Consider the following 15498-nt stretch of genomic DNA (forward strand, 5'->3'; position numbering starts at 1 on the left):
TACTGTGACGTGGATCCTACTCCCGGGTAGAAGTGTGCTGAGCAGTGAGGATTCAAAGGGAATATGTTTGCCACAACTGAGCGGGTCAGCGAGATGCTGGCACAGTACGACCGTCCCGATGCGTGTGCCGCCGACCTGCTGTGTGATCGACATGCAGCCGATGCCGTGGCGTTCACGGTGGTCGAGACCGACGACACCGGGAAACTGGTTTCCGTCGATCTGACCTACGGAGAGCTGCGGGAGAAGTCGTCGAAGTTTGCGGCGGCACTTGCCGCGCTCGGCGTCGAGCCGGGCGACCGTGTCGCGAGCCTGATGAGCAAATCGGCCGAACTGGTGGTCGCGGCGCTGGGCGTCTGGCGGCGCGGAGCTGTCTACGTTCCACTGTTCACGGCGTTCGCCTCCCCGGCCATCGCGTTCCGCCTGACCAACAGCGGCGCCAAGTTCGTGATCTCCGACCTCGATCAGCTACACAAACTGGCCCCCGGCGAGGACATCCCGGCCGATGCGCCGTGGCAGGTCATCGCTGCCGGTGAATCCGCGGATCACGAACTGCAACTGGCGAATCTGATCGAGGCCCACGACGCCGACGAGCCCGGCGGACAGGCTGTCGCGGTCGGAGGCGACGGATTGCTCGTCGAGTTGTTCACCAGCGGAACGACAGGCAGGCCCAAGGGTGTTCCGGTTCCGGTTCGGGCGCTGGCATCGTTCCACGGGTATCAGGAGTTCGGTCTCGACGTGCGCCCCGACGACGTGTTCTGGAATGCTGCCGATCCCGGCTGGGCCTATGGGCTCTACTATTCGCTGCTCGGACCGCTGGCGACCGGCACGCGGAGCCTGCTGCTGCACGCCGGATTCTCGCCGGCGTTGACGTGGAAGGTGCTCGAGCAGTTCGGCGTGACCAACTTCGCCGCCGCACCGACCGTGTACCGCGCACTGCGGGCCGACGACGGTCCGGTTCCGGAGTCGATCAATCTGCGGCGCGCGTCGTCCGCGGGTGAACCGCTGACGCCCGACGTGGTCGGCTGGTCGAATGACGTCCTCGGGGTGTCTGTGCGCGACCAGTACGGACAGACCGAGCACGGCATGTTCATCGTCAACGCCTGGCACGACGATCTGCGCGCCGACGTGCCCGCGGGCTCGATGGGACGGCCGTTACCTGGCTGGTCTTGCGCCGTACTCGAAGAGGACTCCGATTCGCCGGCTCCGGTTGGCACTGTCGGCCGGGTTGCGATCGACACCACGGCCAGCGACATGCTCTGGTTCACCGGCTACGTGAACGCGCCGGAGAAAACGGCAGGCCGGTACACCGAAGACGGCCGCTGGTACGTCACGGGAGACTCCGGGTCGGTCGACGAGAATGGTTTCTTCACCTTCTCCTCCCGCGACGACGATGTGATCATCATGGCCGGCTACCGCATCGGCCCCTTCGACGTCGAAAGTGTGCTCGTCATGCACGAGGCCGTGGTCGAGGCCGCGGTGGTGGGCAAGGCCGATGAGCTGCGTGGTGAGGTGCTCGAGGCGTATGTGGTGCTCCGGGATCCGTCGGCCGCGTCGGCCGAACTCGAAACCGAACTCCAGCAGCTGGTCAAGAACAAGTTCGCGGCTCACGCCTACCCTCGCACGGTTCACTTCATCGAGTCGCTGCCCAAGACGCCCAGCGGCAAGGTTCAACGCTTCCTGCTCCGTAAGCGCTGAGCGAACCGGGTAACCGTCCACGTTGCGCGCAACTGTGACCGATTACACACAACAATGGCCCGCCGATAGTCGGCGGGCCATTGTTGTATCCGGAGATTTACCTGCGGTGAGCTGAGTCGCTCAGCGCGGTGTGCGTTCTTGTGCGCGTTGCACCGCGGGATCGACCACCTGGTCGGAAAAGACCGGCTGCGGGATACGCGGCGCGTCCTTGGAGCTCTGCGCGGCGGGTTCTGAACGGATCGACTCGCGGTGCGAGAAGAGTTCGGTTTCGGGCATGTGTGACTACTTTCGTCGTTGTGGTGCGGCTCTTGTGTTGTCGTGCAGTGCACGGGATCTGCGCAAGAGCTGCCGGGTGTCGCAAGCGACCGCGGTCTGGAAAGGACTCTCTCGAGAACCTCTTCAAGATCTCCCGCGGTGCCAGGAAAATTGGTGATCAAACGTCAACCGGCTATCGGCGATTCGCAAGGTTCCGGGATATCGGATTCGAGGAAGTTCGACGAAGGTTGCCGGTGGTGGATGTATCCGACAACACCTAGTGTACGGGCAATTCGGCCGAACCGGTTGTATTGGGCCCAAGTGCCCTACATCGGCGCGGTGAATTGTGGTGCAGTAGACGGGGTCGGCGCGTTGACTGAGCAGGCCTGGCGCGATTGTATCGAACACGACGAATAGCAAAGAGGTTCACAGATGAGCACCACGATTGTTGTTGGAGTCGACGGTTCGGACTCAGCCCTCGAGGCGGTGGAGTGGGCGGCGAAAGCCGCTGAGCGGCAAGGCAAGTCTCTGTCGATACTGGGTGCGTACGAGACCCAGGGGGCGCTGTACGCGCCGGCGCTGGTCATTCCGCAGGATGTCATCGACATCATTCGGCAAGAAGCACATGACAACGTCGACAAGGCCGCCGCACGGGTCCGGGCAATCACTCCGGGGGTCGAGGTGAAAACCAAAGTCGCCGAAGGGCGCGCCGGTTCCCTGCTGATCGAAGAATCACACCATGCGTCGCTGGTCGTGGTCGGTAGCCGTGGACTCGGTGGTGTGAAGGGGGTGTTCCTCGGCTCGGTTGGCGTGGACGTCGCCGCACATGCCTCATGCCCGGTGCTGGTGTACGCGGGTCCGGGCGGTACAGGGCCGGTTGTTGTCGGCCTCGACGGTTCAGCGTTGAGCGAGGGCGCGGTTACTGCTGCATTTGAACAGGCGTCACTGCTGAAGACCGAGTTGCTGGTGGTCCACACCTGGACCGACCTGGCCTCCGATGCGTTGTACGGCTACGGACTCGAGCCCGATCAGCTGCAGCAACTGTCCGATGAAGCCCGCGAGGTCGTCGCCGAGCGGATCGCCGGTTTCGGCGCCGACTATCCCGACGTCGAGGTCAAGCGTGTGATCGTTCCCGACGGTCCGGCGCATCAACTTCTCGAGCATGCCAAAGATGCCCAGCTTCTGGTGGTCGGTAGCCGTGGTCGTGGTGGTTTCCGGGGTCTACTTCTCGGCTCCACCAGCCAGGCGGTCCTGCGCAGAGCGCAGTGCCCGGTCCTGGTGGTGAAGCCGTCAGCCGAGAGCTGACACCACTTTCAGCTGGGCTCAGCTGAAAGTTCTTGTTCCTGCACTTCTTTTTCGTGCACAATGCGCGCCGGTGCCCGTTCAGCGGGTGCCGGCGCTGCCGTTCGCGACGGTGGCGGCAGCTTCGGCAGGAACGCGGAGATCACCAGAGCGGTGACCAGCAGGCCGAGTGTCAGCAGGTAGGTGTCGGCCACGGCGCTCGCGAGATCCGGTGCCGCCGCAGACTGTTCATCGGCGCTGAGCCGAAGTGCCCCGGCCATGCCGGTATCGTCGAGCAACTCTGCCCGGTTGTTGAACAGCGTGGTCAGCACGGTGGCACTGAGCGCGGCGCCGACGGCGGCTGCAAACTGGTTGCCCGTGGTGAGAATGGTTGTGCCCGATGAAATCGCCGGACCCTGTATGCCGCGCAGCGATGCTGCCATCAGCGGCATCAGCGTGGAGCCGATGCCCATACCCATGACCACGCCGATGCCCACGAGCGTTGGGTACGAGGTGTTCTCATCGAGAATCGTTGTCATCAGGATCATTGCGACCACGGTGGCACTGATGCCGAACCAGACCACCCGGCGCGGATCGACACGGTCGGTCAGACGGCTGGCGATCTGGACCACCACGCCGGTGGTGACGGCCTGTCCGATCACGATCAGTCCGGCCGTGGTGGCGCTGTCGCCGCGGACGGCCTGAATGTAGATGGGCCCGAGCATCATCGACCCGAAATAGGCGCCCGCGACCAGGAACAGGCTGCCAGATCCGACTGCCAGCGATCGTTGTTTGAGCAGTCGCAGATCGAGAAGTGGGTGCGATGATCGGAGGGTCCGAGTGATGAACAGCGCCAGTAGTGTGACACCGCAGACCGCCGGGATCAGAACCTGGGCCGCCATCGGGTCACCGCTGTCTCCGGCCTGTGCCAATCCGAAGACGAGCAAGGCACCGCCGGGAGCCAGTGTGGCCAGGGCGATCCAGTCGAGACGCCCGCGATCGGTGCCCGGCTGCTGTGGAAAGATCCTGGCGGCCAACATGATGGCCGCGATGCCGATCGGGACGTTGATCAGGAACAGTGATCGCCATCCGATGCCATCGACCAGTAGTCCGCCGGCAACCGGGCCGAGGACGGGCCCGATCAACAGGGGAAGTCCGAGCCACCCTATCAATTTGCCGCGATGACGTTCGTCGACCATCTGCAACGCGATGGTCATCCCGACAGGCTGCAGATACCCGCCGCCGAGACCTTGGACTGCTCGAAACGCGATGAGACTCTCGATGTTCCAGGCCAGCCCGGCCAGTGCTGAGCCGGCGACGAACAAGACGAGAGCAGTGAGATAGACCCGCTTGGCGCCGAACCGGCGTATTGCCCACGCCGCGGTTGGCATCACCGCGACCAATGCGAGGGCATAGGCGGTGGTGACCCACTGGACCGTGGCGAGATTGGTGTCAAATGATTCGGCCAGTCGTGGGATCGCGACCACGGTGACGGTGACGTCGAGCATCACCATCAGCGTGCCAAGCGCCAGGACGGCTGCGACTTTCTTCGTACGCAGGTCCATGGTCAGGCTGCGCCTCGATCTCTGTGTTTGCGTTCGGGTTTGAGTAATTCGGCCCACCACACCAGTTCGTCCATGGCGCTGCGGGCCGAGACGATGGCGGTCTCGTCAAGTGTGAGCCGGCCGTCGGTGACGTGGTCCCAGGGTGCGTGGACGACCACTCCGTTCCGGGTGCCGACCGAATACAGCTCGGCGAACACGGCGCGCAGATGTTCCACTGCGCGTAGTCCTCCCGACATGCCGCCATAGGACACAAATGTCACCGGCTTGTGTTTCCACTCCCAGCGGTGGGCATCGATGAGGATTTTCAACTCACCGGGGTAGGAGTGGTTGTATTCCGGTGTCACGACGATGAATCCGTCGGCAGCCGCCAGCAGATCTGTGGTGTGAGGTCCGGTCGGCTCGGCGAGGTCGATGACCTCGACGTCGAGCCCATACGGATTGACTTGCTCGACAAACCAATCGGCCACGGTGGGGCCGATACGACCGGGGCGGACACTCGCGATGATCAGGGCGAACTCGAGGTGTGTTGGTTGCATGCGCCCAGTCTTCAAGTTCAAGCGCGCTTGAAGTCAAGGTACGATGCGAAAATGGCAGTGAAAAAGTTGGAATTGACGGTCGGGGAGTTGGCCATCCGGGCCGGCGTCGCGCCGTCGGCTGTGCGATATTACGAAGATCGCGGACTGATCTTCAGCCGCCGAACCTCCGGCAACCAGCGGCGCTATCACCGGGCGATGTTGCGGCGGGTGGCGTTCATCCGGGCCTCGCAGGCCGTCGGGATCCCACTGGCGACCATCGGGTCGGTGCTGGAGGTCCTCGGCGAACACGAGTCACCAACCAAGGCGATGTGGCACAAGGCGTCGGTGCAGTGGATGGAGGATCTGGATGAACGGATCGCGCTACTGCAACGGATGAGGGACCTGATGGACGGCTGCGTCGGCTGCGGCTGTTTGTCGATGAAGGCCTGCCAGCTCCTCAATCCCGGCGACGTGTTCGCGCAGCAGGGCGTCGGAACCAACCGGTTGCTCACGCAGGAGTGCGAGGAAAAACTCGAAGGTCACGAGTCCGCCGGGTGCGCCAAACCGACACGGAGCCCAGCCGGTCGAGGCGGCCCGGCCGAACCCGTCGGCTCAATCGACCCAATCGGCTCAGCCGGCTGAGTCGGCGCCGGCCTCCAGATCGGCGATCACCAGCTTGCCGTGGGTTTTCATCATCGCCTCGGAGGCACCCCTGGCGCGGGCCCGATTCGGATCGGTCAGTAGTTCATACAATCGTGTCGGCACGATCTGCCAACTGAGGCCGAACGGATCCTTCAGCCAGCCACATTCCGATTCGGTGCCACCGTTGGCCGTCAGCGCATTCCAGTAGTGGTCGATCTCCTCCTGTGAGTCGCAGCGGACCACAAACGACACCGCCTCGCTGAAATGGAATTCCGGGCCGGCGTTGATTCCTTCGAACCTGTTGCCGGACAGGGTGAACATGGCGGCGAGGATGCTCCCTTCCGGTCCCGGCCCGTCTTCGCCGGTGTACAAGATCTGGTCGATGGTCGAGTCGGGAAATGTCGCGGTGTAGAGCTTCATGGCTTCCTCGATGTTCTGGTTGAACCAGAGCGAGGGGACTATGGCGGGCATGTGGAGATCCTTTCGGTTTCGACAGGCGAGCAGACGTGACTGCTTCACAGATATCGACTGCGCTGCGGCCGAAAACTCACCGATGTCTGCCGTTCGCACTGTCGGGCAGGGGTGCGATGCCATCCGAATCGTGATCCCGCTGCCACCGTTTCGCGGCATTCTCGCACTGTGAGATCCGATGGCGCGGATTACCCTGTTGATACCGCCTCGGCATGGATCGGAGGGTGAGCAAGATGAGTGCACAATCGCTTCCCGGACCGCATGGGCCGTACTGGCCGACAGTGCAGACGGCAGATATCGGTGAGTATGCGCAGGTCATCAGCATGCTCGCGCAGAATGTGTCAGCAGATTCGTTGACGGATCCGCAAGATTTCAGCAGGCAGGCCCGACTCGCTGCTGCGCTGCTGCCCGCGCCGATTCGGGAGCTGCTGCTCGACTTCCTCGTCGAGGGTGACGGTGGATTGCTGCTGCGGGGACTCGATGTCGGTGAGATCGGTGAAACCCCGGCCGCCGCGGTCGGTGCGCCCACTCGTCACACCGGCATCGCCAGACAATCGGCGCTACTGCTCTCGAGCATCGTGCACCTGGTCGGCTACCGCCCGGAATGCCGCGGCGAACTCGTTCAGACACTGGTGCCGATTCGCAGCCATCAGCGGCGGCAGATGTCGACGGGCAGCGCGGTGAACCTCGAAAGCCATACCGAGCAGTGCCACAACTTCCGGACCCGCCCCGATTTCATCGCGCTTGGATGTCTGCGAGGTGACCCGACCGCGGCGACCTATCTGCTGTCGGCCCGGCAATTGCAGAACCTGCTCCCGGCCGAGACCACCGCGCTGCTTCGTGATCCGGTGTTCTACACGCGGGTGGATGGATCGTTTGTCGACGGTGGAGTTCCCGACGAGACACGTGGGCCCATCCCGGTGCTCAGCGGTTCGTGGGATGACCCGGTGATCACCTACGACGAAGACCTGATGTCCGCAGATGACGACGAACATGCCGCCGCCCTGGCCGCGGTGAAGTCCGTGTGGCAGGCGCAGCATGACGAAATCGTCCTGCGCCCAGGCGATTTGTTCATCATCGACAACAGCCGCGCCATCCACGGGCGTAGTTCATTCGCGCCGCGGTGGGACGGAGCCGACCGATGGTTGTGCCGGCTGCAGGGTCTGTGCAACCTGGCGGTGTCGCGGTTTGCCCGCGAAGACCGTTCGCCGATCATCGAGATCGAGGGCTGCTGAGGACTCGAAGTCCGGGGTTCAGCCGGGAACGGTCGCACTGACTGTCACCGGCACGCCGTTCAGCGCCGCATTCCCGGAGATCTCGTCGAGGCGAAGGGGATCGGTGACGTCGTTGGCACTCGGGGCATCGATGAGCGCAGCAACCGACAGTCGGACGCCATCCTGATTCTGACCGAAACCATGGGGCAAACTCACCACACCCGGCATGACACCGTCGCTTTCGGCAACGGTCACCTCCACGCAGCCTGCCGCTGAACGCAGCAACGCCCGGTCTCCGGAACACAGCCCGCCGGAGGCCAGGTCCTGCGGATGCATCAACAGATGATGGCGCGGGTGACCCTTGGACAAGCGGGCTGAATTGTTCATCCACGAATTGTTCGACCGCAGGTGTCGTCGACCGATCAGCAACAGCTCGTTCTCGGCGGTGGGCACGAGGTCTGTGTGCATTCGGGTCAGGTCTGCGGTGATCAGCGGCGGTGCCAGGTCGACCACACCCGATGCGGCGACGAGTTTGCGGCTCAGCCCGGGACGCAGTGGCCCGAGATCACGACCGGACGGGGTGGCGAGGAGTTTGCGTACCGTCAGAGAGCCCGGACCGGTGTGCAGCAACAGATTCAGCAACACTCGCGGACTGGCCATCGTGCGTACGGTCGGAACCAGTTGTTTCGGTAACCGGCGGAGGCGATCGAAGGCTCCCCGGTCGGCGGATCGGGCACGTGAGAGGGCCCGGGTGAGATCTCCGAAGATCTCCCAATCATGCTTTGCATCAGGTGATTTGGCGACGATCGCCGGTGAGAACCGGGCGGTGTTGCGGACTGCGAGCTGGTGGAAGATGAGATCGTAGTGGTCGCGTTCGAAGACCATCGTCGGCGGCAGGATCACATCGGCGTGGCGGGTGGTCTCGTTGACGTAGAAGTCGACCGAGACCATGAAGTGGAGACCGTCGAGGGCCGGCCCCAGGTGACCACCCCCGGGCGCTGAGGAGACCGGATTGCCTGCGACCGTGATGAGGGTCCGGATCTGGCCGGCACCCTCGGTGACGATCTCGTCGATGATTGTGGCGACGGGGAGTTCGCCCGCGAATTCCGGCAGCTCCCGGACCCGGCTGCGCCATTTGTCGAAATGGCCTCGACCACTGAGTTTCCGGCGCACCAGGTCGATCTCGGGATCTGGCAGGAGCGCGCCACCGACCCGGTCGAGGTTGCCGGTGACCGCATTGATCACCTGGATCGCCCACTGGCACAACGTCCCGAAACGTTGGGTCGACACACCTGTGCGTCCATAGATCACCGCGCGCGGGGAAGCTCCGAAATAGGTGGCGATCGACCGGATATCGGTGATGTCCATACCGGTGATCGGCGCTGCCCATTCCGGGGTCGTCGTCGTGCAGAGCGCCCGGACCTCGTCGAGCCCGGACATCGGGAGATGGTCGATGCGCTCCGGCGAGATCCCACGCTCGTGGACGAGTACGTGCAGCATGGCCATCAGTAGTGCCGCATCGGTACCGGGCCGGATGAAATGGTGTTTGTCGGCTATTGCGGCGGTCTCGGTGCGGCGGGGGTCGATCACCACGAGTTGTCCACCGCGACGGCGTAGTTCGCGCATGCGGTTGCGAAAGTCCGGGGCGGTCATCATCGAACCGTTGGACACCACCGGGTTGGCGCCGATGACCAGCAGGTGGTCGGTGTGGTCGAGGTCGGGTATCGGGATCTGTAGCTGGTGCCCGTACATCAGGTGAGCCGCGAGTTGGATCGGGAGTTGGTCCGCCGAGGTTGCCGAGAAGATATTGCGGGTACCGATCGCCTTCACAAATGGCAGTCCGTGTGTGAAGAATCCGAGACTGTGCGCGTTGGGATTACCCAGATAGAGTCCAACTGCGTTGCGGCCGTGCCGTTTTTGCGTTTCGATGATCTTGCCGGTGACCAATTCGATCGCCGCCTGCCAGCTGATGGACTCCCATTCACCTCCGGGCGTCTTGCGTAGCGGTGTCCGCAACCGGTCCGGATCGGCGTGCAGGTCGGCCAGGGCCGTACCTTTGGGGCAGATGTGACCCCGAGACAGGGGATCGTTGCGGTCACCGCGGATATCGACGACGCGGTTGTCCTCGAGGGTCACCTGCAGACCGCAGATGGCCTCACATAGATTGCAGACGCTGTGGCTGGGCGGCATACGTGGTGAGTGTAGGCCCGGTCGCGGTGTCAGAAGACGGCAATTCCGAACCTGCGACGGATTCTCAGGTCGGCGAGCATGACGTCGTTGAGACCCTTGATCAGGCGGGCCACCGCCCAGTCGGTCTGGCGGTACGCCTTGAGCACCCGGTGGTAACGCTGGTCGTCCGCAGCAGTCCATGTCCAGCCCATCGCCTCACGGAACGGCTCGGGCAGCGCACCTTTGGTCATGAACAGCTGTGATTCGCCGAATATCTTGTGCAGGACTTTTCCGCCGACCCCCAGCGGCTCGGTGAGGAAGCTGAGGTCGGCGAGCGAGGTCAGCATCGCCCGAACCGGGGGATCGATGTGGATGTCCGCGACCTGTTTGTCCCAGTAGATCTCGAAGGCGGCGCGATCGACCGGCCACATCGTGGGGCGGACGTTCAGCGTGGTGCCGAGCCGGGCGGCGTCGGCGTAGATGGCGTCGGCGGTATCGGGGTCCAGTGACCCGTACAGGAACTCGTACTGGTCGACGTAGAAGCGATACAGGCAGGCGGCCACCCACAACTGCAGTTCGGGGTTGTTGGCGCTGTAGGCGACCTCGGCACCAGGTTTCGACGCGACCTGAGCATGGACATGTCGTAGCTGCTCTCGGACGTAGGCGACGTCGTCATCGGTGCCACTGATCGCCACGGCCAGATATTGGCCGGTGGTGCGCGCTCGCTTGATCGGGTGTTTGAACGTATTGCCGCGTTCGACCGGACTCTCGAGGACGCCATGGCCGACACCGGGCGAGGCGAGTTGCATGATCACGTTGGCCGCGGCCATCGTGCTGCCCAGTGAGGTGATGAGATCCAGGGTTCTACGGGGGTTTCTCGGCATCAGCACTCCTGGGCCGGTGCACCACAATGTGCACACATCGGTTTCCAGATGATAACTCCATTCAGCGTCAGGCGGTGGAATCCGTGGCGGTGAGTGGTCCGCGGGTCCGATGTGACCGGTCTTCGGACGCGACGGTAGTTTTATCCCGTGAAGCAGATACCCCGCGAGATATGGGTTCTGCTCGTGGCCAACGTCGTGATCGCACTCGGTTTCGGCTTGATCGCCCCGGCGCTGCCGATGTTCGCGCGCAGTTTCAACGTCGGCATCACCGCGGCAGCCGTGGTGATCTCGGCCTTCTCGGTGATGCGGCTGCTGTTCGCGCCCGTCGGCGGACGGCTCGTGCGATTGCTGGGCGAACGCCGTATCTACCTGACCGGTCTGCTGATCGTGGCGGCCTCGACCCTGGCATGCGCCTTTGCGCAGAACTATTGGCAGCTGTTGATCTTCCGCGGACTCGGTGGCATCGGTTCGACGATGTTCTCGATCTCCGCGACAGCGTTGATGATCCGGTTGGCGCCGCCCGATCTGCGCGGACGGGTCTCGGGCTTCTTCAGCGCCGGATTCCTCGTCGGCAACATCACCGGCCCGTTGCTCGGCAGTGCACTGATCGGTTTCGGGCTGCGGATGCCGTTCGTGGTGTATTCCATCGCGCTGATCGTGGCCTCCATCGTTGTTGCCACCCAACTTCGATCGGTGGGCGGGCGGCCGTTGCCGGGCGGCGACGACCACGTCGCGATGCCCATGAAGGAAGCCCTGCGTGACAGTGCTTACCGCGCAATCCTGGCATCGAGTTTCACGCAGGGCTGGGCGTCGATGGGTGTTCGCGTCGCACTGGTCCCGCTGTTCATCGTGGAGGACCTCGACCAGTCGGACGCCATGACCGGCGTGGTGCTCGCGGTGTACGCCGCTGGCAACGTACTCGCGATCATTGTCGCGGGCCGGCTGTCGGACTCTCTCGGGCGACGCCCGATCATGCTCCCCGGGCTGTTGCTGATGGGGACGTCGACCGCGTTTCTCGGGTACAGCGGCAACATCTGGATCGCGGCCACGTTGACCTTCGCGGCGGGGATCGGTTCGGGACTGTTCGCCCCGACACATCAGGCTGCACTTGCCGACGTCCTCTCCGGCAGGGGGCAAGGTGGCCCGGCTCTGGCGACCTATCAGATGACCGCGGACGTCGGAGCGATCAGTGGGCCGATCATCGCCGGCTTCATCGCACAGCAGTGGGGTTTCGGACCGGCCTTCCTGGTCACGGCCGGGGTGGCGTTTGTTGCGACGATCTTCTGGATCGCTGCGCGGGAGACCTTGCCCAAGCGCATCGCCGACAACCTGCAGGCGAACGAGGCCTGACCGCATTACCGTTGACTGCATGTCACAAACGGCAAGTTCTGAGCAACCGGTTCTGGGTTCGGACTCCGAGGTCGGCCGATTGCGCACGGTGATGCTGCATCGGCCGGGTGATGAACTGCGCCGGCTCACGCCACGGAACAGTGACCAGTTGTTGTTCGACGGCCTGCCCTGGGTGGACCGGGCACAGGAAGAACACGACGCTTTTGCGGACGTGCTGCGTGACCGTGGGGTCGAGGTGCTGCTGCTCGGCGATCTGCTGACCGAAACCGTTCAGACCAGCGGTGCGGCGCGGATGCAGGGGATCGCGGCGGCGGTCAGTCCGCGTCGACTCGGACACCACCTGGCTCAGGATTTGTCCGCCGAACTGCGGCGTCTGCCTGCAGGCGACCTGGCGCGGGTCCTGATGGCCGGAATGACATTCGACGAATTGCCCGAATCGGCGGCGACAGTGCGGTCCTCGCTGGTGTGGCGGATGCACCACGGTTCCGAGTTCGCAATCGAGCCGTTGCCGAACCTGTTGTTCACCCGTGACAGTTCGTTCTGGATCGGTGACAGGTTTGCGATCACGTCGCTCGCATTACCTGCCCGGGTCCGCGAGACGTCCCTGACAGATCTCATCTACGCGCACCATCCGCGGTTCCTCGGGGTCCGTCGGGCGTACGAATCGCACACGGCCCCGGTCGAGGGCGGCGACGTGCTGCTGCTCGCGCCGGGCGTGGTGGCGGTCGGGGTGGGGGAGCGCACCACTCCGGCGGGTGCGGAAGCATTGGCGCGCAGCCTGTTCGATGACGATCTCGCGCATACGGTCCTGGCGGTGCCGATCGAGCAACGCCGGGCCTCGATGCACCTCGATACCGTCTGCACCATGGTCGACACCGACGCGGTGGTGATGTACGCGGCCATCCAGGATTCGCTGTCCGCGTTCACCATTCGCAGCGGCGAGACTGTGTCGATCAGTGGGCCGGAGCCGTTCGTCGAGGCGGCTGCCACGGCCATGGGCATCGAGAAGCTCCGGGTGATCGACACCGGACTCGATGCGGTGACCGCCGAACGCGAGCAATGGGACGACGGGAACAACACCCTGGCCTTGTCGCCCGGAGTCGTGGTCGCGTACGACCGTAACGTCGAAACCAATCGGCGGCTTGAGGATTCGGGTATCGAAGTGCTCAGGATCGCCGGGAACGAGCTGGGATCGGGTCGCGGTGGACCTCGCTGCATGTCGTGCCCGGTCTCACGGGATCGGTTGTAGCCATGTCCTTCGACATCAGCTTGGGCATTGCGATCGACCAGGATTCCGACGTGGCGCCGTACGAGCAGGTGCGCCGCGGTGTCATCGAACTGGTCACCTCCGGTGAGCTCCTGGCCGGTAGCCGGATCCCGACCGTTCGGGCACTGGCATCGGAACTCGATCTCGCACCGAACACCGTTGCCCGTTCGTATCGCGAGCTCGAGGCCGAAGACATCATCGAAACCCGCGGCCGCAAGGGCTCTTTTGTGAAGGCGCATGCAGATTCCACACTGCAGCGCGCGGGAGAACTGACCGTGGAGCACGTTTCGGCCCTGCGTCAACTCGGCATCGACGATGACCGGATCAAACTGCTGCTGGACAAGGCTTTGCGCAGGTGAATGGCGTGAGTCGACGCGTCCGACCGGGTTCAACTGCATGCTTACCGGCAGATAGCAAATAGATCGCGTAAGTTGATCTATCAGGGTTGATGCTGCTTTGGTGGAGTACATGGCACTGACGACTGAACGATCTGACGCAGTTCTGCCACCAGACTCCGGATACGGAAAGCCTCGACTCGATCTGGTGGTTTTCGGTGTGACCGCGGCGGCTGTGATCGCGTTCGTGGTGTGGGGCCTCGTCGACGGATCGCAGCTGCGGTCGATCACCGACGACATGCTCGCCTGGATAACCGACAACCTGGGATGGATTTACCTCCTGTCCGCCACGTTCTTTGTGCTTTTTGCGCTGTATCTGGCGATCAGCAAGTACGGCAAGATCCCACTCGGGCGCGACGGTGAGAAGCCGGAGTATCGGACGATCAGCTGGATCGCGATGATGTTCAGCGCCGGTATGGGTATCGGCCTGATGTTCTTCGGCGCCGCGGAACCGTTGGCCCACTACGTCGATGCCCCGCCCGGGACCGACAGTCAAGACGTCGGCATTGCGATGGCAACCACGATGTTCCATTGGGGATTTCACCCGTGGGCGATGTATGCCGTTGTGGGACTGGCGATTGCCTACAGCACCTATCGTTGCGGTCGCGGCCAGTTGGTGAGCGCAGTGTTCGCTCCGATCCTCGGGCATCGGGCCAACGGCTGGGGCGGAAAGCTCATCGACATCCTGGCCATCTTCGCCACACTGTTCGGCACCGTCGCCTCACTTGGGCTCGGCGCGGCACAGATCGGCTCGGGCATGGTCGAGATCGGATGGCTCAACGAGCCGTCAAAGCTGTTGCTGGTGGCGATCATCGCGGTGTTGACCGCCGCGTTTGTCGCCTCGGCGGTTTCAGGTGTGGCCAAGGGGATCCAATGGCTGTCGAACACGAATATGGTGCTCGCCCTGATCCTCGCGGTGTTCTTGTTCGTTGTCGGTCCGACCGTGTTCATCCTCAACGTGCTGCCGACAACGATCGGTACATATCTCAACGACCTCACCGCGTTCTCGGCGCGATCGGGTGCCACGGTGGACGGTGCCGGTGAAGAATGGCTCGCCGGCTGGACGATCTTCTATTGGGCGTGGTGGGTCTCGTGGACACCGTTTGTCGGCATGTTCCTGGCCAAGATCAGCCGGGGCAGGACAATTCGGGAGTTCGTCGTCGGTGTGATGCTGGTACCCACGATCGTGTCGCTGGTGTGGTTCGCGATCTTCGGCGGTACCGCGATCCGGCAGCAGATGGAGGGCAAGAACCTCGACGGGGCCGGTTCGGAGGAGAGTCTGCTCTTCGACATGCTCGGGAACCTGCCGCTGACCGGCATCGCGTCGGTGCTGGTGATGGTCCTGGTGGCGATCTTCTTTGTGTCGGGAGCCGATGCCGCGTCGCTGGTGATGGGGACGTTGTCGGAGAAGGGCGCGCAGAACCCGAGCAAAGCCGTCACGATCTTCTGGGGAACACTGACCGGTGCGGTCGCTGCCCTGCTGTTGTGGCTCAGTGGCGACGATGCACTCGAAGGCATCAAGACGATGGCCATCATCGCAGCGCTGCCGTTTGTGATCGTGATGCTCGGGATGTGTCTGTCGCTCTATCTGGATCTGCGACGAGACCCGTTGATCGTGGCGCAGCGTACCTACAAGGGCGAAATCGATCAGAAACTGCGCGTCAAGGCGAACATCATTGCGGCCGAAGATGATTCCAGCGATGTCATGCCGTCGGACAAGTTTCCCGCGATCACTCCGGACAGGTTCGACGACTGACCCAACTCCCGTCGATCGTGATTTCGGCCCGGTCGACGG

13 protein-coding genes and 1 pseudogene are annotated in these 15498 nt (G+C 63.5%); 8 read left to right on the forward strand and 6 right to left on the reverse strand.

The annotated features are described in order from the left end of the window. Positions 1-63: 63 nt before the first annotated feature. Positions 64-1695, forward strand: coding sequence for an AMP-binding protein (locus AC1TQG_RS14840; protein ID WP_482138083.1), 1632 nt, complete (start codon positions 64-66; stop codon positions 1693-1695). A 120-nt stretch (positions 1696-1815) separates the two neighbouring features. Here AC1TQG_RS14840 and AC1TQG_RS14845 read toward each other — a convergent pair whose 3' ends face one another. Beyond that, complete coding sequence (locus AC1TQG_RS14845; protein WP_482138084.1) at positions 1816-1971, reverse strand: hypothetical protein; 156 nt, start codon at positions 1969-1971, stop codon at positions 1816-1818. 411 nt (positions 1972-2382) lie between these two features. On the opposite strand from AC1TQG_RS14845, the gene AC1TQG_RS14850 reads away from it, so the two are divergent. Next, positions 2383-3255, forward strand: coding sequence for a universal stress protein (locus AC1TQG_RS14850; protein WP_482138086.1), 873 nt, complete (start codon positions 2383-2385; stop codon positions 3253-3255). A gap of 8 nt (positions 3256-3263) precedes the next feature. Here the strand turns inward: AC1TQG_RS14850 and AC1TQG_RS14855 are convergent, their stop codons facing one another. Beyond that, complete coding sequence (locus tag AC1TQG_RS14855) at positions 3264-4796, reverse strand: DHA2 family efflux MFS transporter permease subunit (protein ID WP_482138088.1); 1533 nt, start codon at positions 4794-4796, stop codon at positions 3264-3266. 2 nt (positions 4797-4798) lie between these two features. Then, complete coding sequence (locus AC1TQG_RS14860) at positions 4799-5332, reverse strand: NADPH-dependent FMN reductase (protein WP_482138090.1); 534 nt, start codon at positions 5330-5332, stop codon at positions 4799-4801. 51 nt (positions 5333-5383) lie between these two features. Here AC1TQG_RS14860 and soxR point away from each other — a divergent pair. Further along, positions 5384-5827, forward strand: a pseudogene (soxR, locus tag AC1TQG_RS14865) (redox-sensitive transcriptional activator SoxR); the annotation flags it as partial. 114 nt (positions 5828-5941) lie between these two features. Here soxR and AC1TQG_RS14870 read toward each other — a convergent pair. Beyond that, positions 5942-6424 (reverse strand): VOC family protein, encoded by a 483-nt coding sequence (locus AC1TQG_RS14870; RefSeq protein WP_482138091.1) that lies wholly within the window; start codon positions 6422-6424, stop codon positions 5942-5944. 233 nt (positions 6425-6657) lie between these two features. On the opposite strand from AC1TQG_RS14870, the gene AC1TQG_RS14875 reads away from it, so the two are divergent. Continuing rightward, positions 6658-7659 carry a TauD/TfdA family dioxygenase gene (locus AC1TQG_RS14875; protein ID WP_482138093.1) on the forward strand — a complete coding sequence of 334 codons (1002 nt, stop codon included), beginning with the start codon at positions 6658-6660 and terminating at the stop codon, positions 7657-7659. Positions 7660-7677: 18 nt separating this feature from the next. Here the strand turns inward: AC1TQG_RS14875 and AC1TQG_RS14880 are convergent, their stop codons facing one another. Next, on the reverse strand, positions 7678-9828 hold the full coding sequence (locus AC1TQG_RS14880) for a molybdopterin-dependent oxidoreductase (RefSeq protein WP_482138095.1): 2151 nt from the start codon (positions 9826-9828) through the stop codon (positions 7678-7680). Positions 9829-9857: 29 nt separating this feature from the next. After that, entirely contained in the window at positions 9858-10691 is an 834-nt protein-coding gene (locus tag AC1TQG_RS14885; RefSeq protein ID WP_482138096.1) for an oxygenase MpaB family protein, read from the reverse strand. A gap of 147 nt (positions 10692-10838) precedes the next feature. On the opposite strand from AC1TQG_RS14885, the gene AC1TQG_RS14890 reads away from it, so the two are divergent. From AC1TQG_RS14890 to AC1TQG_RS14905, 4 genes are all read left to right on the forward strand, one after another. Then, complete coding sequence (locus AC1TQG_RS14890) at positions 10839-12041, forward strand: MFS transporter (protein WP_482138098.1); 1203 nt, start codon at positions 10839-10841, stop codon at positions 12039-12041. A gap of 19 nt (positions 12042-12060) precedes the next feature. Next, positions 12061-13290, forward strand: a complete 1230-nt coding sequence (gene arcA, locus AC1TQG_RS14895; RefSeq protein ID WP_482138100.1) for an arginine deiminase — start codon at positions 12061-12063, stop codon at positions 13288-13290. Positions 13291-13292: 2 nt separating this feature from the next. Further along, positions 13293-13667 (forward strand): GntR family transcriptional regulator, encoded by a 375-nt coding sequence (locus AC1TQG_RS14900; RefSeq protein ID WP_482138102.1) that lies wholly within the window; start codon positions 13293-13295, stop codon positions 13665-13667. 109 nt (positions 13668-13776) lie between these two features. After that, on the forward strand, positions 13777-15459 hold the full coding sequence (locus AC1TQG_RS14905; protein WP_482138104.1) for a BCCT family transporter: 1683 nt from the start codon (positions 13777-13779) through the stop codon (positions 15457-15459). Positions 15460-15498 lie beyond the last annotated feature (39 nt).

The organism is Williamsia sp. Y844 (assembly GCF_056786475.1).